The organism is Capnocytophaga haemolytica, assembly GCF_001553545.1.
GTDB lineage: Bacteria > Bacteroidota > Bacteroidia > Flavobacteriales > Flavobacteriaceae > Capnocytophaga > Capnocytophaga haemolytica.
The window spans coordinates 807,633-827,107 of the sequence record NZ_CP014227.1 but is presented as its reverse complement, the minus strand read 5'-3'; the positions used below and the strand labels follow the sequence as shown (position 1 = coordinate 827,107).

Genomic DNA, 19,475 nt, shown 5'->3' with positions numbered 1-19,475 from the left:
TGGTCAGTAGTCAGTGATCAGTAATCAAACAGCGATTACTCATAATCTAATCACTAACCCCTGACTTCATACCTCATACCCCAGACCTCAGACCTTCCATCCTAACTATTCTCGGTTGAAACGTTCCTAATATATCCACCAACTCGCTTTGGGCGTTCATTACCTCGCCGATGTCCTTATACGCCATTGGGGCTTCTTCAGTAGTACCCCCGATGAGGGTAACCCCCTTCTGTTTGAGCAGCTTTTTAATCTCACTCTGCGTAAAGCGATTGCGCGCATCAGCACGAGAGAAAGCACGTCCCGCGCCGTGCGAAGCAGAGCACAAGCTCTCACTGTTGCCACGCCCCCGCACAATGTAGCCCTTCTCACTCATCGAGGCAGGGATAATACCCAACACACCCTCACCAGCAGGAGTAGCTCCCTTGCGATGGACAATGAGCTCCCTGCCCTCGTGCACTTCCTTCCACGCAAAGTTGTGGTGGTTCTCAATGCGCAAACGCAAGCGACCCCCAATGGCACGTATCAAACGGCGGTGAATATCCTCGTGGCAAGCAGAAGCATAGTCGCCAGCGAGGTTCATCGCCATCCAATACTCCAAGCCGAGATGCGTGCTCAGGTCAAGCCAAGCAAAGTGCTGCGCCTCTCTCGGTAGAGGACACTGTTCGACGGCTTTGCGCACGTAATACTGTGCTATCTCAGCCCCAAAGCCCCGCGAACCACTATGCGAGAGGATACCGAGGTAAGTGCCCGCGGGCAACCCCAACGAGGCGTCAGAGAGCGTTACCTCCCCGATTTCCACAAAGTGATTGCCACCACCCGAGGTACCCATCTGCTTAATAGCCTTAGGTTTCAATCGCTTGAGCAGCGGAATGAGGTCGAACGTATCGCGCTCAAATATCTCGTGATCCACGTGCGACTTATGCGTCTCATACATCCCAAACTTGGTATGCTCCCCGAGGGCTTTCTCCAATTTATCCTTTGCCCCTGCGAGGTAAGAGATCGGTATATCCAAGATACTCAAACACATACGGCACCCAATGTCCAGCCCCACCCCATAAGGGATAACAGCATTTTCGGTAGCCAGCACCCCCCCAATCGGCAGCCCATAACCGCTGTGTGCATCGGGCATCAACGCCCCCGCTACCGATACAGGCAACTTCAGCGCAGTGTAGAGCTGCGTTTTAGTCTCCTCAGCAATAGCCGTGCCAAAGATCTGGAACGGAGCTCGTTGCGCACTAAGCTCACGCTTCTCGGTCTTGGTGCTACACAGGAGAGCCTCAGCAATCTGCCCAAAGGCCAAATCCCCCACATAATCCTGAGGGTGAGCGAGTATCGCCTTCAATACCGACTTCACGTATTGGATATTCTTCCCCGCTGCGTGGCGTTTCATCACCTCTAACGCCACATTAATACTCTGATTGTTAGGATAACCTAACTTTAATATGTCTTTTCCTTTTAACTTTAAATTTCCCATTTGTATTGTCTTTTAAATTGATAATTAGTGCTGAGAGTCTCCTCAGTGATTTCTAAGGCAGAGGCTTTACTGCGAAAGAGCGGTACTTGGTACATCGGTTTAAAACGATATTTCTCCTTACCCCGCTTCTTCTCTACCTTGCGCCAGCCCCTACCACCTCTACCTCCCACTGAGGAGAGGAAGATACCTTCACGCTTACCTCGGTCGTATACAAAGCGGTCGAGGGCGTCGATATCGCGCTCTAAGTCGCTATCCACAGGGCGATAGTGCGTAATCATATTGGGGCGCACACGTAGCACAAACCGCCAAGGGTCGGCAAACTCATAGACATCCATAAACTCCTTTTGCAGAGGCATATAACGTTTTACCTTGATAAAGTAAGCACGCTGTGCCTCCGTAAGATAGCGCGTGCTCTTACTGTGGAAGAACGTCCATTCGATAAAGTTCTCCAATTCTTGCTTACGCGGCACTAACACCCGCTTACCTCTACGCCGCTTTTTAGCTTCAAACTTACGGTTATCGGAATACTGATACGTATTGACGACCTCTAAAAGCTCCTCAAAGAAGGCAGCTCGCTTGCTACGCGCCACGTCCTCGCGTAGCACAAAGTAGCGCACAAAGCCCTTTTGATACGGCTCAGGCAAAGGCAGCAGCGGCATATTCCGCCTTACCTCCCGCAAGTGCCGCCACTCTTTATAGGCAGCGCGCACCCGCTTCTCCAAGTCAGTACGCGCATCGCGTTTGCGGCGGCGCGCACTCTTGCTTCTAATATAATAATCTGGATTGTACATTTTCAGGCAGTGGTTTGTGATCCATTAACCATTAGAACGACTCCTGTTCCTTGTTATCCTATCACCTATCACCAACCACTAACCCCTTGAAGTGAAGCAACAAAAAAACCGAAGTGTACGACTTCGGTTCTTATATCTAAAAGCTAAAAGCTAACGACTAAAAGCTAAAAGCTATTTTCTCATAAGCACACACCGAAGCCGAGCCCTCTCAGAAGGCACGTTTGCTCTATTTTGTAAGTTTACTATCAGCATTTCTCTTCGATGTATTAAAAAGTTAAACAATTAATCTCTATAAGACACGTGGTCTTTATTCGGCAGCAAAAGTAATACTTTTTAGTGAATAGTGTGTAATGTACAACGAATAATTTTGTGTTATTTGTAACGATATAATAGTAAAACAGTGGAAATCAATAGTTTTATGCAATAAAAAAAACGCTCTATTATTAAAAATAAAGCGTTCTATTTAAATTTTTAAGCGTTGTAGCAGTCGCCTTTCGTCTCTGCGACTATCCCAAAAACAGAGAATAAAAATAGATTGATTAACCTCATCAACCTTGTAAATTATAGAATAACCTTCCAGCACATTAATCTTGTGTATGTCTGTAAATATAGGTGCTCCTATATAAGGAAAGTCTTGTAATAAACTTTCTGTGTATTTAGTTTCTTGCTCAAGCTTGTCTATGAAAGACCACGGACAATCAGTTGTCATAAGAAATGAAACTACATCACCATAATCAACAAGTGCGACGTCTTTCCAATTTACTGAGTATTTCATTGCGAATTTCTCTTGCTTCTTCAAGTGAATAAAGTTTATCAAAATCAACATTAGCAGCACGCCTTAAAATCTCTTGCCGTTCTGCCTCTGTAAACTCCTTAGCACCTTCGTATGCCACAATAGGCTCCTCTATGGTTGTATTATCTTGGTTCATATAGCGATAAATTTTAGGCAAAGATACGGACATTTTTGAAATCTACAAGTTTTAATACACTTTTCTCAAAAAAATTACCTACCTTTGCCACATCAATCAAATCAAATAAAGCAATGAAAAAGTTGATACTCTTATGTAGTTTATTATCAGCAATATGCTCTGCACAAGAGCTAAAAGTGATGACCTACAACATCCGCTATGACAACCCAGGTGACGGCATCGATTCGTGGACGGAGGGCAATCGAAGGGAGAAGGCTCTTACCATTATGGCAGAACAGGCTCCTGACATACTCGGGGTGCAAGAAGCCCTACACAACCAAGTGCAGGATATCGAGCTTCACTTTCCCAACTACTATCGCATTGGGGTAGGGCGCGACGACGGCGATATGGCAGGCGAATACGCTGCGCTCTTCATACGTAAAGACCACTTCGACCTGCTCGATAGTGGTAACTTTTGGTTCTCAGAAACCCCTGAGGAACCCTCCAAAGGCTGGGATGCTAAATGCTGCAATCGCATTTGTTCGTGGGCTAAACTGCGCTATCAGGGCAAGACACTGTTTGCCTTCAATATGCACTTCGACCACGAAGGAGTGGTAGCACAAAGAGAAAGTGCCCACCTCATCCTCAAGAAGATAAAAGAAATCGCTAAAAATGCCCCTGTGATTGTAATGGGCGACCTGAATATGACCCCCGACAACCCCGCCATAGCACTGATCGCTCGCAAGATGCACAACACACGCCAAATAGCCACTGAGGAGTTGAAACACAAGGGCACCTTCAATGCCTTTAAAATAAATGAGCCCCTAAGAGGGGCTATTGATTATATCTTTATAAAAGGGAAGATAAAAGCAACTCACTTCGACATCATCGATAAGAAGATCGACGGACTGTACCCTTCCGATCACCTGCCCGTAGTGGCTACTTTAAAGATGTAACGCACCTATAACGCTGGTTCAAGGGGTTCTACTTCCATCAGCTGGTCGTTCTCAAGGATAAAAGGTCGTGCTGTGGGCTGATTAAAATCGACATCGTAAGTATTCATCAAGTAGTCCGAAAGAGCTTTCCTATCTTTAAAGATAAGTGCCTGATAGGGCTGCTGAAAGGCGAGCTTCTCAATGAATAACAGTTTTCTTTCATAGGGCACCAACACCCCTACGTGCCCTATAAAGAGCTCGTTTTCCTTAGGGCTTATCTGAGAGTGGAACACCACCGAAATGAGCTTTGCCTCTGCCCTCATAAAGTCGATACCCCTATCGCGCCACTGCTGTTGCAACTTGTTGAGGTGTACCTGCACATCCTTAGTGGCATCGGTAGGCACAGCTGCAAACAGGTTAAAGAACTTCTCCTCATCGTGCGGCAGCATCTTCTTCGGCGATTGAGCAATAGAAAGGCTATCCAAGAAAAGATACTCCGTATTGCCTTTCACAGGGCAATCCACCACAAAGATGTCCTTCATCAAGCCAAAGGCAGTAAGGCGACAGTTGTAGCCCACAAATTCAGGGTGCTTTGTTTCCCAAAGCGTTTGTATTGTTTCAACATTATAGTCAGTGCTTCTGTCCTCAATAGGGATAAACCCTTCCCTCACAAGCCCTTTATTGCCTACACTACTATTAAAAAGGTCTACATCTTCTAAAAAGCGATCTGCAATATCAGGGGCAATGCCAGCAGTCATTAAGGCGCGCTTTACCTGTGCCTGACTGAGTATATCCCCAAGGTTTGAATACAATACCTTCTCCTTAGCAATAGGCTCAGTAGTAGGGGTAGCTACGGTTGGTGTAGTGCTTGTTGGGTTCTTACAGCTGAGTAAAAGCAAAGTCAACCCCAGCCCAATGATAAACTTATTCTTTAAAAGTACCATACAATATGCTCCATTTAGATATTATTTATTAGTGTACGGGCAAACTGGTGCTCTTCTTTTGCAAGGAAAGCACACTGAGTTAATACACTTGGAAAAGCTTATTTCTCTCTTAGGAACGGTTAGCTACAAGCCTAAATCCTTCACCGTGGATATTGAGTATTTCTACGCGTTCATCCTTCCTGAGATATTTGCGCAATTTGGCAATATACACGTCCATACTTCTGGAAGTAAAGTAGTTATCATCCTTCCATATTTTAGAAAGTGCTAATTCGCGAGGCATAAAATCTTCGGTATGGATAGCTAAGAGACGCAAAAGCTCATTTTCCTTAGGAGATAGCTTGATAGCCTCATCGTTCTTGTATTTCAAAGTACGGAGCTTTGTATTGAGGAAAAAATCACCTATCTCAAACTCATATTGCTTGTTATCAACAAGAGTTTCAATATTCTTGCGTTGAAGCATTGAGCGAATCTTCATTAGTAGGATTTCAGAGTCGAAGGGTTTATTAAGGTAGTCATCGCCTCCTGACCTATAACCTTTGATCACATCCTCACGCATTGTACGAGCAGTAAGGAAAATGATAGGTATTTTCTCGTTCTTCTCACGAATTTCCCGAGCGAGGGTAAACCCGTCTTTGTAAGGCATCATCACGTCGAGAATGCACATATCAAATTCTTCTTTTCTGAACCTATCAAAGCCCTCCATACCGTTTTTAGCTAAAGCGACATCGAAGCCACTCATCACTAAATAGTCCTTGAGTACGGTTCCAAAATTAGGGTCATCTTCCACTAAAAGGATGCGATTCATCTCTTCGGGCTTTTGCCCATAATTGCCGTAGTTGGTGTCGTAATTATTCATCTTTTAATTTTTTATGTTGATTATTTTTTAGTTACTCATTCTTATATAACAGGAAGTTTTATAAAAAAGGTACTCCCTTTACCTTTCTCACTCTCCACACTAATCGTCCCTTGATGGTACTGCACTATACTCTTCACGTAGGCAAGCCCCAATCCGTGTCCTTTTACATTGTGTAGGTCGCCTGTATGCTCTCGATAGAACTTTGTGAATATCTGCTTCATTGCCTGTCTGCTCATCCCTTGCCCTCTATCTTTAATACGTATGAGTATCTTATTTTTTACATTCTCAGTATACACGTCTATAATAGGAGGCTTCGGTGAGTACTTTATCGCATTCTCAATCACATTGATAAATACATTGGTGAGGTGCGACTCATTGGCTGATACATCACTGTTTTCTGCTAAGAAGTGTGTACGTATTACGCCTTTTCGCTCCTCAAGCATCACTTGCAAGTGCGAAATAGCCCTTACCAATAGATCGTGTGCATCAAGAGGTTCTTTCTCTATATTGAGTTCTCCTTTTTCAAGGCGTGACACTTGCAGTATGTTCTCAACCTGCGAGTGCATCCTCTTGATTTCATCTTTGAGTAACTTCACATAATCAAGTATTTTATCAGGATTATGTAGCGTTACTGGGTTTTTGATAGCGTCTGTGACCAAGTTCATCGTCGCAATAGGTGTTTTGAACTCGTGCGTCATATTATTGATGAAATCAGTTTTGATTTCCGATATGCGTCGCTGGTTGACCAATTGCAGTATGGTTACGACAAATACCCCTACAATGATCAGCATAAACACCATTGAGAGTGAAGCGATCCCTATCACTGAGGAAAGGATGTAATGTTCACGCTGAGGAAATACCAATGCCAGTTCGTACACTGAGTTCCCCATTGAATTATTGGCGAAGAGCAAGGTGCGATATTCCTTTACTCCTTTGGCATCAAAATACTTTGAGTGCACCCCCGAAAGGATATTTCTATTGTAGATAGCAAACTCAAAGCGCAGATCCAGCCCTCGCTTTTTGAGCTTTTTATCAATCAGCTGCTCCAACTCCTTGGTAAGCACTCGCTCTCTAATTGATTGCCGTTGGATGATTCCTTTAAACGATTCCTCAATCATCAGGCGTTCGATATCAGGCATTCTACCTAACTCCTCATAAGCGCGCATTGTTGCTATTGAGGGCTTTTCTAAATCCTTCCCTGTGGTAAAGTTACGCCTCTTTTCAGGAGTGATATACTCCTTGATAGCTACTGAATCCGTCAGGTGCATCAAGCCTGTCTGCATTGGAGCACTGCGACTCATTGGCAGAGCGTAATCCTCTTCAAGCACTCCGTGCTCATAGGCTACAGCTCCTTTTTGCGGATTATCTCCATCACTATAGCTGCGTTCCTTCTCTCTCTTCATTGTGAAGGTGCTATCTTGCCTGCGCAAGGTGATGATTTTAGCCACATATCTATCTATTTCATTCTGCTCTACCTGCCTTGCAATATTGCTGAGAACTTGTTGTACTGAATAGGTAAAAGCCTCTTCACGATCATCTACTGCTGACTTAATCCAATAGCCTTGGATGGCAATAATTCCCACTAATGAGAGGCTCATCAGGATGATAATCAATATGTAAAGGCGTCTACTCATTGCACAAAACTACAATAAAAATAAATACACTCTAAAATTTTAACACTATTTTAACACTTTTACTTCTCTACGCTAACGCCCTTTTTCTATGTTTTCGAGTAATTGAGTATGCAATTTTTGTACCTCTTTTAGCGTTTTATCTATATCAATATTCTCAATTACTGCATCGGATAAAGCAATGCGCTCAGCGTCTGTCCACTGCTGTTTCATCCTTTCAACCACCTGAGCTTCATTTATATTGTCGCGTTTCATCACTCGTGCTATACGTAGCTTTTCAGGGGCTGTAACGGTGATAATATAATCACAGTGCTTATAGGCACCACTTTCAAATAAAATAGCAGCCTCTTTAATCACATAAGGTGATTGCTGCTTTTCCTTCCACTGCATAAAATGGAGTGCCAACGCAGGGTGTACAATATTATTGAGCTGTGCCAATTTCTCTGTATCAGCAAACACTATACTCGCCACATAAGTGCGATTGTAAACTCCATCTACATAAGCCTCCTCACCTAAAAGCACCTTAATAGCTTGCTTTACCTGAGGGTTGGTAGCTATAATATGCTTAGCCTGAGTATCAGAGTCGTAGATCGCAATCCCCAGAGAGGAAAACATCTTTGCCACTAAGCTCTTGCCACTGCCAATGCCACCTGTCAGACCTACTACTATCATTGCCTCTTCATTAGAAAATCAACACTCTTTTCGTTGAGAAAACGCAGTTTAATACGTTTCTTTGGGGTGGTAAGACTCAAAGGCAGTGTACTTTTTTCTTGCCACTGATCAAAGTCGGCCACCACGTGTATATCTTCCGTACGCAAGCCCTTAAGCAGGTTTAAATCACCCGTGCATAAAACAGGGACTTCGGTCGGGAAGATTTTTATCTGACATCCTTCAGGTACGTTATGCAGTTCCACAGGCACTCTTATCACTCGCTCGCTAACTTTGTCCACTATCCCTTCGATACGGATCCGATTCGCTCCGTAACTGACAAAGTCAGTATTCTTGGGTTTGTATATCTCAGTGAAATTACTTTTCACCTCCCGTTTTTTCTTTATGTACACATCAATCTTCTGCAAGGTATCCATCGCTGACTTTATACCGGAAACGCTTATCGAATCAGGCTGCACCTTGAGCTCAGTTAGCTGGTATTCTCGCTGAAAATTAACATTCAGATGCACTAACACAGGCACTTTGCGTGTGTACTTTTTTTCGAGCTTTACCAGCAGTGTATCCGAAATGGTATTGCGTATCCTAAAACGCGATAGATATGAATTACTGAGTTTTTCACGGCTGGTTTTCGAAAGCCTATAACGGTCGTCACCCAAGGGCTGCAAATCATTAAAATCGATGGTCAGAGAAGGGTTTTCAGCATAAAGGCGCAGGAGTGAAAGTCCATTGCCTTCTACTAAAATCTTCATACTATTCTTTTGCAAGGGTGATACAAACTTATCGGTTGGCACATTGGTAATACGCACCCCTACTGATACTTCTCGAAACACATCCTTTGAGAGCTTGAGCAATGCCCATAAGAATATCGAAACACACAAGCACACCACAAAGGTAAGCGTATGCCTATTGCCGCCGAAAGACCCTATCTTGCTTTTTGTAGTGCTCATCTGAGTGTTAAATTTTTCACAAAGATAATAATTATAATCATACGGCGTATCAAAAAGTGTAAAAATTTATAAAAAAAATCTTTCCACTCCTAAATCTCCCCTCATTAAAAAGTTGTTTCTGAGTGCAAAATATTATTTTATTTCGTTTGTAAACAGCTAATTATCAGTGGTAAATGAGGATTTTATCAAAATTAACAATCTTTAACAGCCTACTTGAAAAATAAATATCTATCTTTGCCCCATTAACAAAAAATAACTTAAAAAGCTATGACACATAAAGCAGGATTTGTAAATATCATCGGCAATCCTAATGTAGGAAAATCGACTTTGATGAATGCCTTTGTAGGTGAAAAGCTATCCATCATCACCTCAAAAGCGCAAACTACTCGCCATCGTATTTTCGGGATTGTTAGCGGAGATGATTTTCAGATTGTTTTTTCAGATACCCCAGGGATCATCAAGCCTTCTTACCAATTGCAAGAGTCGATGATGGACTTTGTAAAAAGTGCTTTTGATGATGCTGATATCTTGATTTATATGGTAGAAATAGGAGAAAAAGAACTCAAGGATGAGGTGTTCTTTGAGCGTATCAACCGATTACAAATACCTGTATTATTACTTATCAACAAGATAGATACCTCTTCACAAGAAATCTTAGAAGCGCAAGTGGCTTACTGGAAAGAGAAGGTACCTCGCGCTGAGGTGTACCCTATTTCAGCCTTAGCAGGCTTCCAAACTGATGTAGTATTTAATCGTATTATTGAGCTACTCCCCTCCTCACCTGCATTCTTTCCAAAAGACCAAATTACCGATAAGCCCGAGCGCTTTTTCGTCAATGAAATTATCCGTGAAAAGATACTGCTCAATTACAAGAAGGAAATCCCTTATTCGGTAGAAGTGGAAACCGAAAGTTTTGTTGATTCGGAGCAGATACTGCACATACGATCAGTGATTATGGTAGAGCGAGAGAGCCAAAAAGGCATTATCATAGGGCATAAAGGGGAAGCGCTGAAAAGAGTAGGTGTACAAGCACGTGCCGACCTCGAAAAATTCTTCGGCAAGCAAGTGCACATTGAGCTATATGTAAAGGTAAATAAGGACTGGCGCTCTAATACCCGACAGCTACGTCGCTTTGGCTACGACCTCTCATAGGGCTAATCATCTGCGAGCTCCAACTCTGGATGGGTTTCCTCCATCTCTGTATCCTCTCGATGGATGCGTTCTATCTTCTGAATTCGCTTACCATTGAGAATATAATCGGCTGATTGACGATCCAATGCATCTAAGAAGTCTTTGGTAATAGCTACCCTCAGTTGTGGGTTTTCCAATTCAAGATGTATATTCTCTGTAGGGTCGTCACTGGGTTTATGCACCACAAACGAGATCGATTGATTTCCCTTAAAATGATTGATAATCTCAGTGTAAGTGTGTGTCATATCAGAGTTGAACTCTGCAATATTGAAGTGCAAACTGATTTTCTTTGTTTGCGCTTCAAGTACGTCCTGCAATTGTGATATCTGAGTGATCTGTATGCGAGGCTCAGGGGTGCGAGTGGCATTCTTCCAATTAGGCAGTTGCACTGTCATCTTTATAAATAAAAACCAACCGATATTTAAGCTATTTCTGAAGTTGAGATAGTCATTATTAAAGAGCTTGAACTCATAGGAGCCATCGTAATCTTCTAATACAAAAGTGCACCATCCTTTTCCTTCTTTTGAAGTGCGGTGTTGCAGATCGGTTACCATTCCTGCTACAGTAAGTTCTTTGCCTACCAGAGGTGTAAGATCATCGAGCATTGAGAGTGCACAGTTGCAATAGTTATTAACGGTGTGCTTAAAATCGTCTAAAGGATGCCCTGAGATATAGATCCCCACTACTTCTTTTTCGAGTTTGAGCTGCTTGAGGTTGCCCCACGATTCACAAGCAGGCACTGTAGGTTCGAGCACATCGACCTCACTGTTACCTCCGAAGAGGCTCAACTGGGCGGAGTTCTTGCTCTCTTGGTATTTCATCCCATACTTCACCACCTTATCGATGAAAGGCACTCCATCAGCATCAGGATGGAAGTATTGAGCGCGGTGCACATTGGTAAAACTGTCAAAGCCTCCTGCCAAAGCTATATTTTCAAAGGCCTTTTTGTTGATACTCTTGTAATCTACACGTTTTGCCAAGTCAAATACAGAGGTGTAAATACCGTCCTTGCGATGTTCTACAATAGTATCAACGGCAGCCTTGCCCACCCCTTTGATAGCCCCCATACCAAAGCGTATAGCCCCTTCTTTATTCACTGTGAACTTGTAGAACGACTCATTAACATCAGGGCTGAGCACCTTGATCCCCATACGGTTACATTCTTCTAAGAAGAAGGTAATAGTCTTGATGTCATTCATATTATTCGACAGCACGGCAGCCATATATTCTGCGGGGTAGTTTGCTTTCAGATAAGCCGTCTGGTAGCCTACCCAAGCATAGCAAGTGGAGTGTGATTTGTTGAAGGCATAGCTGGCAAACTTCTCCCAGTCAGCCCATATTTTCTCTAATATCTTTGCATCATAGCCTTTTGCGGCTGCTTGATCGACGAACTTTGGTTTCATCTTGTCAAGTACTGCTTTTTGCTTTTTACCCATCGCCTTACGCAGCACATCCGCCTCGCCTTTGGTAAAGCCTGCCAGCTTTTGAGAGAGGAGCATCACCTGCTCTTGGTAGACGGTAATTCCATAAGTTTCTTTGAGAAACTCTTCCATAGCATCAAGGTCATAAACGATAGGCTCTTTGCCTTGTTTACGAGCGATAAAGCTCGGGATATACTCCAGCGGACCTGGGCGGTATAAGGCGTTCATCGCAATGAGGTCGGCAAAGACTGTAGGCTTGAGATTGCGCATATGTTTTTGCATCCCGACGGACTCGTATTGGAATATCCCCACGGTTTCACCACGTTGGAAAAGCTCATAGGTTTTCTTATCATCTAACGGGAAAGCCTCAGGATCGAGCTCTATGCCTTGTCGCTGCTTGATAATCTCAATGGTATCCTTAATGAGGGTGAGGGTGCTGAGCCCCAAGAAGTCCATCTTGAGCAGACCTGCACTTTCCACCACTGAGTTGTCGAACTGAGTTACGAAGAGGTCGGAATCCTTTGCCAGTGCTACTGGGACAAAGTTTGTAATATCGTCAGGGGTGATAATCACTCCACAGGCGTGTACCCCTGTATTGCGCACTGAGCCTTCCAAGATACGCGCCTGCTGAATGGTCTGGCTGCTCATATCCTGCCCCTCAAGGAGGCGCTTGAGTTCATCAGCTCCTACCATTTCTTCGGGGCGTATTTTTTCTTTTAACGCCTTGTCATCCAAGGAAAACACCTTTGCCAAGGAGATGTTGCTCGGCACTAAACTTGCCAATCGATTTGATTCAGGTAAGGGCAAGTCGAGCACGCGGGCAGTATCCTTAATGGAGGATTTGGCAGCCATTGTGCCGTAAGTGATGATACGCGCCACTTGGTTAGCTCCATATTTTTCAATTACGTAGTTGATGACATCTTGCCTACGAGAGTCCTCAAAGTCGATATCAATATCGGGCATTGATACACGGTCAGGATTGAGGAAACGCTCAAAGAGGAGGTCGTATGCAATAGGGTCCATATTGGTAATACCTAAGCAATAGGCTACTGCCGAACCTGCTGCCGAGCCACGTCCAGGACCAACGGACACGCCCATTTTCCGGGCAGCGGCTATAAAATCTTGCACAATAAGGAAATAGCCTGGATAGCCCGTTTTTTCGATGATAGAAAGTTCAAAATCGAGCCGCTCACGCACTTCATCAGTAATTTCCTTGTATTTCTTTTCAGCACCGAGATAAGTAAGGTGTCGGAGGTATTTGTTTTCTCCTTTTTTGCCATCGGGATCATCCTCTACTTGAAATTCTTCGGGAATATCAAACTTTGGTAGAAGGATTTCGCGCTCCAAGGTGTAGACTTCAACTTTGTCGAGAATCTCTTGGATATTGAGTATTGCCTCAGGCACATCAGTGAAGAGAGCTTTCATCGCCTCAGCCGATTTGTAATAATACTCTTGGTTGGGCATCCCAAATCGGTGACCACGTCCACGCCCTATGGGGGTAGTTTGCTTTTCACCATCCTTTACGCAGAGTAGGATGTCGTGTGCATTAGCGTCTTTCTGCTCCAAATAGAACGTATTGTTAGTAGCGATGAGCTTTACGCCGTGCTTTTTAGAAAGTTCAATAAGGGCTGTGTTAGCACGATTTTCATCTTCCTGACCGTGACGCATTAACTCTATATAGAAGTCCTCAGCGAACTGCTGTTTCCACCAGAGGAGGGCTTCTTCGGCTTGCTTCTGGCCAATATTGAGGAGCTTTGAGGGTACCTCGCCATTCATTCCGCCAGAGAGCACTATTAGGTCATCTTTGTACTGCTCCACTACCTTCTTATCAATGCGGGGCACGTAATAAAACCCTTCAGTGGAGGCTATGGAGGCCATTTTGGCGAGGTTGTGATAACCGTGTTTATTCTTAGCGAGGATTACCACTTGGTAGCCATTGTCCTGTCGCGATTTATCGAGATGGTTATCACAGATGTTGAACTCACATCCCACGATAGGCTTGATGATCATTTCCGTAGGAGGGTTGCCTTGCTCCTCGGCTTCTGCATTTTTGGCTTTTGCGGCTTTATTATACGCTGCTACTTCTTTTACAAAATGGAAGGCTGCCATCATATTGCCACTATCGGTAAGGGCTACGGCAGGCATACGCTCAGCGGCTGTCTTTTTGACCAGAGCGGCAATGGAAGCTGTGGACTGCAAGACAGAGAACTGAGTGTGGTTGTGTAGGTGGGCAAAAGCTGCTGTACGGAGTTGCTCGCGGTTCTCATTGAGTTCTGTATGTGAAGGTGTTCCTTCAGTGGGCGTAGTGCTACTGAGTTTTTCAGAAGCCTCTTTGAGGTTGATATGCTTTAAGCCGATGGGCTGTATAGTATCGGGATTGTGCTGCTGAAAGGCAGTGATGTAATCAGGTGATAGCTGCTGAGTGCTAAAGCCTTCTCCACGCCTGATGAGTTCGAAGAAGCAACGCGTAGTGGCCTCGACGTCGGCAGTAGCGTTGTGAGCTTCACCAAAAGGTTCACCGAACAAGAATTGATGCAACTCGGTAAGGGAAGGCAGTTTATAGCCGCCGCCACGCCCCCCAGGTATTTTGCACAGTTGGGCGGTGAGCTCAGTACAAGTGTCGAGTACAGGCTTTTCAGATAGTGGTGTTACCACTGCATAGCGGTAGTACTCAGCTCCCATAATGTTGATATCGAAGCCTATGTTCTGCCCTACGACGTATTGGGCTTTGGCGAGTGCCTCGTTAAAAGCCGCAAGCACTTCGGCAATAGGTACGCCTTGTGCCTCGGCTAAAGCGGTAGAGATACCGTGTACTTTCTCGGCATCGTAAGGAATGTCAAAGCCATCGGGGCGGATGAGGTAATCGTGATGCTCAATGAGCTCCCCCATATCATCGTGCAACTGCCACGCGATCTGTACTGCACGAGGCCAGTTGTCCGTATCGGTGATAGGGGCATTATAATTGCGGGGCAAGCCCGTGGTTTCGGTGTCGAATATTAAATACACTTTTTTTAATGATTAGTGGTTAGGGACTAGGGGTTGGTGATTAATGGGAGTGCAAAGATATGGTTTTTTGTTGAGATAAGGATATTCCTTACTTGAAAAAAAGTTATAAAGTTGTGCAATTCATTCGTTATTAGGGGTAATGGGAGATGACGTGCAAGGTAAGGATGATAAAAAGAAAAGGAGATAGAAAGTTATATTTTCCTTATATTTTATATGCAATTGCATATAAATTGCGTTATTTTTATATAATTATATCTATTTGCATATAATTTTATGTATCTTTGCAAACTCAAAACTAATTATACTATGTATAAAGATTTAGCGACATTCGTAAAAGAACGACGACGAGCAGCAGGCTTGACGCAAGAGGAATTTGCCTTACGAGCAGGTGTAGCACTAACTGTAGTACGCAAAATAGAGCAGGGCAAGGAGAATGTAAGTCTTGCGAAAGTCAATGAAGTGCTGATGATGTTTGGTTGTAAAACGGTTGCTATACCCATAAAAGATATATTATAATGAGACAAGGCAAGGTATTTTACAACGATGACTTAGCAGGTATACTCACTGAAATGGATTCAGGGGAGTTTGTATTTGAATATGATGATGTGTATATAGCAAAGCACCCTGAGGCTCCTATTTCGGTAACGATGCCTACGACGCAAAAGCACTATGAAAGCAATCGACTATTTGCTTTTTTTGAGGGCTTAATTCCTGAAGGGTGGTTACTGGATATCGCTACAGAAAGCTGGCGGCTGAATCGCACTGATCGTATGGGGTTGTTGTTGGCTTGTTGTGGAGATTGTATTGGAGCTGTAAGTATCATCCCTATAAAATAAAAAAATGATGAACCATAAGTGCTTATATTGTTATCAACCATTAGAAGAGGGGGATTTTCATCCTGCTTGTGCGCGTCGGTTTTTTGGTAGTACAAAAGCCCCCGCACTCAACTATAGCTTAGATGATATGGTTGTATTGGCTCGTGAGGTGCTCAGCTCGGCAGTAGCAGTCCCTGGTGTACAGCCGAAGCTCTCATTAGGGCTTATCCGTGAGGGGGCTAAAAAAGAAGGGCATCGGCTGACTATTATGGGGGTACTCAAAGGGAATTATATCTTAAAACCACCTTCCCTTTCTTACCCTGAAATGCCAGAGAATGAAGACTTGACAATGCACTTAGCTACGCTCTGTGGTTTACAGGTAGCAGCTCACTCTCTGATACGATTACAGTCGGGTGAGTTAGCATATATCACCAAGCGTATGGATAGAGCTGTTGGTGGAGGAAAGTTCCATCAGATAGATATGATGCAGATTACTGAAAGTTACGACAAGTATCGAAGTTCAGTGGAGAAGGTAGGAAAAGCAGTACGGACGTACTCAAGCAACACTCAACTCGATTTGCTGAGGCTTTTTGAAGGGGTAGTATTCAGCTTCCTCATAGGCAATAACGATATGCATTTGAAGAACTATTCGCTACTGCTAAAGGAAGGAAGATGGGAGTTGACTCCCTTTTACGATCTACTCAATGTGCACCTTGTATTACCTACAGACACTGAGGAAAGTGCCCTGACGATCAACGCTAAAAAACAACGACTAAAAAGGGAGGATTTTGTTGCATTAGGGATAAATTTTGGCTTAAAACCCAAGCAAATCACAGCTACTTTTGAGCGTTTTTTAAAACGTGAAGAGGCTGTGGTAAAACTGATAGAGCAATCATTTCTTTCACAGCCCAAGCAGATACAATATATCAATTTATGGCGTAGAAGGTTGTTATTATTTAAAGTATAACTATATGTGACCACATATAAATTACATTATTTTCTGTGTAATTATATCTATTTGCATATAGTTTTACGTTATTTTTGTTTAAATTATTGATTATGCAATGTTTGTTATTCATTAAAAAGTTATATCTTTGCATTCTTAAAAGAGCCTTTTAGGGGTGTAACTACAGGCGATGAGTACTTACTTCAAAGTTCAGTCCTTAAAGGTCAAAACTAATTATTTATGAGAAAATTACACATTACAGATGAAACGAGTCGCCTTAGGGCAGTGATATTAGGCACAGCGGTGAGCAATGGTCCTACTCCTACGTTGGAGGAGGCTTACGACCCGAAGTCGGCAGAGCATATTGCGGCGGGCACTTACCCTGTGGAGACGGATATGGTGGCTGAGATGGAGGCTTTTGCCACTATACTTAAAAAGCACGGTGTAGAGGTGTTACGCCCTGAAATCATCAAAGACTGCAACCAGATTTTCACACGCGACATCGGCTTTGTGATCGAAGATAAGTTTATTAAAGCCAATATCTTGCCTGATCGTGAGGCGGAGTTTGAGGCTATTGAGTACATCGTACGACAGTTGCCCCCAGAGCGTGTGATTACACCCCCTGAGGAGGTACACATCGAGGGTGGCGATGTGATGCCGTGGGGCGACCATATCTTCGTGGGGACTTACAAGGGTGCGGACTATAAGGAGCAAATCACGGCACGCACTAATATGGCAGGGGTAGCGTTCCTCAAAAGGCTATTCCCTGAGAAGACCATACGTGAATTTGACTTGGTAAAGTCGAAGACTGAGGCGCGTGATAATGCGTTGCATTTGGATTGCTGCTTTCAACCTGTGGGGCGTGGTAAAGCGATTATCTACAAAGGAGGCTTTAGAGACGTGGCTGACTATGACTATTTAGCCAATTTCTTTGGCAAAGAAAACCTCTTCCATATTGAGCGAGAAGAGATGTATGCGATGTGTAGTAATGTGTTCTCTATCTCGCCTGAGGTGGTGGTATCAGAACGCGGCTTTACACGGCTGAACCATTGGCTCCGAGCACAGGGCTTTACAGTGGAGGAAGTGCCTTATGCCGAGATTTCCAAGCAAGAGGGTTTGTTGAGGTGCTCAACACTGCCGCTGTGCAGAGAGTAGTTTTTGAGGAGTTGGTAAAGGCTATGAGTACGCATTACCTTAAATATATAGAACAGCATTCTGAGATTCCTTATTAGAAAAACAAGTGCTGACCGCTTGGAGTAAGCCGAAGGGTCGGGTTTATTTTTTGAGGTGGTTCGGGGTGGGTTCGTTACGGCTTCGATAGGTGTCCGTTTGGGGGGTACAAAGATTTTTACACGAGATGAACGCTTGTGTATTATTTTTTTGTGTACCTTTGCGGGCTGTAAGCAACTTTTTATAGAATGAACAGACAAATAACGGATAGTGTGCTGATGGTGCGCCCTGTGCGATTCCGTATGAATGAGGAAACGACAGTGAATAACTTCTTTCAGGAGGATTTAGACCTTCAGAATGAGCTTATTAACCAAAAGGCACAAGAGGAGTTTGACACCCTTGTAGGGAAGCTACGCGAGGTGGGCGTGAAGGTGTTGGCAGTTGATGACCTCTATGAGCAGAATACACCCGACTCGATATTCCCGAATAACTGGATTAGCTTTCACCAGAATGGTGATGTGGCAATCTACCCTATGTTTGCTGAAAACCGCCGTAGGGAAAGGCGCGAGGATATATTAGACCTTGTGGAGGCGGCTGGCTTTGTTATAGAAAACGTATACGACTACACGGCGGCGGAAAAGGAAAACCTCTTTTTGGAGGGGACAGGGGCTATGGTGCTGGATAGGGTGCATAGGAAGGCGTATTGTGCGCTCTCGCCTCGTGCAGATGAGGAGCTACTGATTGAGTTCTGTGAGGACTTTGAGTATACCCCTGTGATTTTCAAGGCTTACCAGCAGGTGAATGGGGTAGCTGAGCCTATTTACCACACGAATGTGATGATGGCGGTGGCTGAGAGTTTTGCTGTGGTGTGCTTGGAGGCTATTGCGGATAAGAGCGAGCGTAAGAATGTGTTGCACCACCTGAAAGAAGACGGTAAGGAGGTGATTGCCATCACAGTGGAACAGATGCTGCAATACGCTGGGAATATGCTGCAAGTGAGAGGTGAGAAGGGGGATTATTTGGTGATGAGCGACTCGGCCTATCAGGTGCTGACACCGCAGCAGCGCTCGCAGATTGAGCGGCATTGCAAGATACTGCATTCGGGCATTGAAACCATAGAGACTTGTGGTGGTGGTAGTGCCCGCTGTATGCTTGCGGAGATTTTTTTACCTAAAGAAGTGAATTAGACAATGAACAAAAAGGAATACATAGAGAGTAAGATTAGAGATATTGCGAATTTTCCTAAGGAAGGAATTATTTTTAAAGATATCACCCCCTTATTATTAGACCCTAAGGCTGTGGGATATGTGGTAGACTTATTGGCGGGGCACTTAGAGGGGCAGCGCATTGATAAGGTAGTGGGTATGGAAAGTCGTGGTTTTTTCTTCGGAATGTTGCTAGCACAGCGCTTAGGGGCGGGGTTTATCCCTGTGAGGAAGAAGGGAAAATTGCCTTTTACGACCCTATCGCAGACCTACGACTTGGAGTATGGGCAAGATGTGCTGGAGATCCACACGGATGCCATCAACAAAGGGGAGCGCATCCTGATACACGATGACATTTTGGCTACTGGCGGAACGGCTGAGGCTGTGGTGAAGTTGGTGGAGCGACTGGGGGGTGAGATCGTTCAGTTGGATTTCTTGATTGAACTTTCGTTTTTGAAGGGCCGAGAGCGGCTCAAAGGCTACCCTGTGTACAGCATTTTGTGAGTGTGTTGAAGTTTTAACATTCTTTTCACATCTGTAAATCAATATCTTATAGATTTACAATA

17 protein-coding genes are annotated in these 19,475 nt (G+C 44.1%); 8 read left to right on the top strand and 9 right to left on the bottom strand.

Annotation, left to right across the window (positions count from 1 at the left end; all coding sequences use genetic code 11):
• Positions 1 to 73: 73 nt before the first annotated feature.
• The 3 genes from AXF12_RS03720 to AXF12_RS03705 form a co-directional block, all read right to left on the bottom strand.
• Positions 74 to 1,474 carry an RtcB family protein gene (locus AXF12_RS03720; RefSeq protein WP_066428447.1) on the bottom strand — a complete coding sequence of 467 codons (1,401 nt, stop codon included), beginning with the start codon at positions 1,472 to 1,474 and terminating at the stop codon, positions 74 to 76.
• Positions 1,462 to 2,265: a hypothetical protein gene (locus tag AXF12_RS03715; protein ID WP_074861001.1), complete on the bottom strand. Its 804-nt coding sequence runs from the start codon at positions 2,263 to 2,265 to the stop codon at positions 1,462 to 1,464. The genes AXF12_RS03720 and AXF12_RS03715 overlap by 13 nt, the downstream gene beginning before the upstream one ends.
• Positions 2,266 to 2,999: 734 nt before the next feature.
• Positions 3,000 to 3,194, bottom strand: a complete 195-nt coding sequence (locus tag AXF12_RS03705; RefSeq protein ID WP_066428445.1) for a hypothetical protein — start codon at positions 3,192 to 3,194, stop codon at positions 3,000 to 3,002.
• Positions 3,195 to 3,307: 113 nt separating this feature from the next.
• Here AXF12_RS03705 and AXF12_RS03700 point away from each other — a divergent pair, with 113 nt between their 5' ends.
• The gene (locus tag AXF12_RS03700) at positions 3,308 to 4,129 is read left to right on the top strand and encodes an endonuclease/exonuclease/phosphatase family protein (RefSeq protein ID WP_066428440.1); all 822 of its coding nucleotides are present in this window, start codon (positions 3,308 to 3,310) and stop codon (positions 4,127 to 4,129) included.
• A gap of 5 nt (positions 4,130 to 4,134) precedes the next feature.
• On the opposite strand, the gene AXF12_RS03695 is transcribed toward AXF12_RS03700, so the two are convergent.
• The 5 genes from AXF12_RS03695 to AXF12_RS03675 form a co-directional block, all read right to left on the bottom strand.
• Positions 4,135 to 5,052, bottom strand: a complete 918-nt coding sequence (locus AXF12_RS03695) for a DUF4300 family protein (RefSeq protein WP_066428438.1) — start codon at positions 5,050 to 5,052, stop codon at positions 4,135 to 4,137.
• Between the two features lie 109 nt (positions 5,053 to 5,161).
• Positions 5,162 to 5,908 carry a response regulator transcription factor gene (locus AXF12_RS03690; protein ID WP_066428436.1) on the bottom strand — a complete coding sequence of 249 codons (747 nt, stop codon included), beginning with the start codon at positions 5,906 to 5,908 and terminating at the stop codon, positions 5,162 to 5,164.
• Positions 5,909 to 5,949: 41 nt separating this feature from the next.
• Positions 5,950 to 7,542, bottom strand: a complete 1,593-nt coding sequence (locus AXF12_RS03685) for a sensor histidine kinase (RefSeq protein WP_066428434.1) — start codon at positions 7,540 to 7,542, stop codon at positions 5,950 to 5,952.
• Positions 7,543 to 7,614: 72 nt separating this feature from the next.
• A complete protein-coding gene (gene coaE, locus AXF12_RS03680; RefSeq protein WP_066428432.1) occupies positions 7,615 to 8,211 on the bottom strand; it encodes a dephospho-CoA kinase in 597 nt (198 codons plus the stop codon).
• Positions 8,208 to 9,155, bottom strand: coding sequence for a YbbR-like domain-containing protein (locus tag AXF12_RS03675; RefSeq protein WP_066428431.1), 948 nt, complete (start codon positions 9,153 to 9,155; stop codon positions 8,208 to 8,210). The genes coaE and AXF12_RS03675 overlap by 4 nt, the downstream gene beginning before the upstream one ends.
• A 267-nt stretch (positions 9,156 to 9,422) precedes the next feature.
• Here AXF12_RS03675 and era point away from each other — a divergent pair, with 267 nt between their 5' ends.
• A complete protein-coding gene (era, locus tag AXF12_RS03670) occupies positions 9,423 to 10,307 on the top strand; it encodes a GTPase Era (RefSeq protein ID WP_066428429.1) in 885 nt (294 codons plus the stop codon).
• 2 nt (positions 10,308 to 10,309) lie between these two features.
• On the opposite strand, the gene dnaE is transcribed toward era, so the two are convergent.
• Complete coding sequence (gene dnaE, locus AXF12_RS03665) at positions 10,310 to 14,773, bottom strand: DNA polymerase III subunit alpha (RefSeq protein ID WP_066428427.1); 4,464 nt, start codon at positions 14,771 to 14,773, stop codon at positions 10,310 to 10,312.
• A 306-nt stretch (positions 14,774 to 15,079) separates the two neighbouring features.
• Here dnaE and AXF12_RS03660 point away from each other — a divergent pair, with 306 nt between their 5' ends.
• The 6 genes from AXF12_RS03660 to AXF12_RS03635 all read left to right on the top strand — a co-directional run bounded on the left by AXF12_RS03660 (position 15,080) and on the right by AXF12_RS03635 (position 19,413).
• Positions 15,080 to 15,289, top strand: a complete 210-nt coding sequence (locus AXF12_RS03660; protein ID WP_066428425.1) for a helix-turn-helix domain-containing protein — start codon at positions 15,080 to 15,082, stop codon at positions 15,287 to 15,289.
• A complete protein-coding gene (locus AXF12_RS03655) occupies positions 15,289 to 15,609 on the top strand; it encodes a HipA N-terminal domain-containing protein (RefSeq protein WP_066428423.1) in 321 nt (106 codons plus the stop codon). Before AXF12_RS03660 ends, AXF12_RS03655 begins: the two co-directional genes overlap by 1 nt.
• Before the next feature lie 4 nt (positions 15,610 to 15,613).
• Positions 15,614 to 16,555, top strand: coding sequence for a HipA domain-containing protein (locus AXF12_RS03650; protein ID WP_231909944.1), 942 nt, complete (start codon positions 15,614 to 15,616; stop codon positions 16,553 to 16,555).
• A gap of 219 nt (positions 16,556 to 16,774) precedes the next feature.
• Positions 16,775 to 17,689 carry a dimethylarginine dimethylaminohydrolase family protein gene (locus tag AXF12_RS03645; protein ID WP_066428421.1) on the top strand — a complete coding sequence of 305 codons (915 nt, stop codon included), beginning with the start codon at positions 16,775 to 16,777 and terminating at the stop codon, positions 17,687 to 17,689.
• A gap of 263 nt (positions 17,690 to 17,952) precedes the next feature.
• Positions 17,953 to 18,891, top strand: coding sequence for a citrulline utilization hydrolase CtlX (ctlX, locus tag AXF12_RS03640; protein WP_066428417.1), 939 nt, complete (start codon positions 17,953 to 17,955; stop codon positions 18,889 to 18,891).
• Positions 18,892 to 18,894: 3 nt separating this feature from the next.
• On the top strand, positions 18,895 to 19,413 hold the full coding sequence (locus tag AXF12_RS03635) for an adenine phosphoribosyltransferase (protein ID WP_066428415.1): 519 nt from the start codon (positions 18,895 to 18,897) through the stop codon (positions 19,411 to 19,413).
• Positions 19,414 to 19,475: the final 62 nt, after the last annotated feature.

Excerpts from the sequence above, each read along its gene's own strand:
- era (WP_066428429.1), top strand. The coding sequence starts at position 9,423 with ATGACACATAAAGCAGGATTTGTAAATATCATCGGCAATCCTAATGTA.
- AXF12_RS03650 (WP_231909944.1), top strand. The coding sequence starts at position 15,614 with ATGATGAACCATAAGTGCTTATATTGTTATCAACCATTAGAAGAGGGG.
- AXF12_RS03705 (WP_066428445.1), bottom strand. The coding sequence starts at position 3,194 with ATGAACCAAGATAATACAACCATAGAGGAGCCTATTGTGGCATACGAA.
- AXF12_RS03720 (WP_066428447.1), bottom strand. The coding sequence starts at position 1,474 with ATGGGAAATTTAAAGTTAAAAGGAAAAGACATATTAAAGTTAGGTTAT.
- AXF12_RS03660 (WP_066428425.1), top strand. The coding sequence starts at position 15,080 with ATGTATAAAGATTTAGCGACATTCGTAAAAGAACGACGACGAGCAGCA.
- ctlX (WP_066428417.1), top strand. The coding sequence starts at position 17,953 with ATGAACAGACAAATAACGGATAGTGTGCTGATGGTGCGCCCTGTGCGA.
- AXF12_RS03690 (WP_066428436.1), bottom strand. The coding sequence starts at position 5,908 with ATGAATAATTACGACACCAACTACGGCAATTATGGGCAAAAGCCCGAA.
- AXF12_RS03635 (WP_066428415.1), top strand. The coding sequence starts at position 18,895 with ATGAACAAAAAGGAATACATAGAGAGTAAGATTAGAGATATTGCGAAT.
- AXF12_RS03655 (WP_066428423.1), top strand. The coding sequence starts at position 15,289 with ATGAGACAAGGCAAGGTATTTTACAACGATGACTTAGCAGGTATACTC.
- coaE (WP_066428432.1), bottom strand. The coding sequence starts at position 8,211 with ATGATAGTAGTAGGTCTGACAGGTGGCATTGGCAGTGGCAAGAGCTTA.
- AXF12_RS03695 (WP_066428438.1), bottom strand. The coding sequence starts at position 5,052 with ATGGTACTTTTAAAGAATAAGTTTATCATTGGGCTGGGGTTGACTTTG.
- AXF12_RS03715 (WP_074861001.1), bottom strand. The coding sequence starts at position 2,265 with ATGTACAATCCAGATTATTATATTAGAAGCAAGAGTGCGCGCCGCCGC.
- AXF12_RS03685 (WP_066428434.1), bottom strand. The coding sequence starts at position 7,542 with ATGAGTAGACGCCTTTACATATTGATTATCATCCTGATGAGCCTCTCA.
- AXF12_RS03675 (WP_066428431.1), bottom strand. The coding sequence starts at position 9,155 with ATGAGCACTACAAAAAGCAAGATAGGGTCTTTCGGCGGCAATAGGCAT.
- AXF12_RS03645 (WP_066428421.1), top strand. The coding sequence starts at position 16,775 with ATGAGAAAATTACACATTACAGATGAAACGAGTCGCCTTAGGGCAGTG.
- AXF12_RS03700 (WP_066428440.1), top strand. The coding sequence starts at position 3,308 with ATGAAAAAGTTGATACTCTTATGTAGTTTATTATCAGCAATATGCTCT.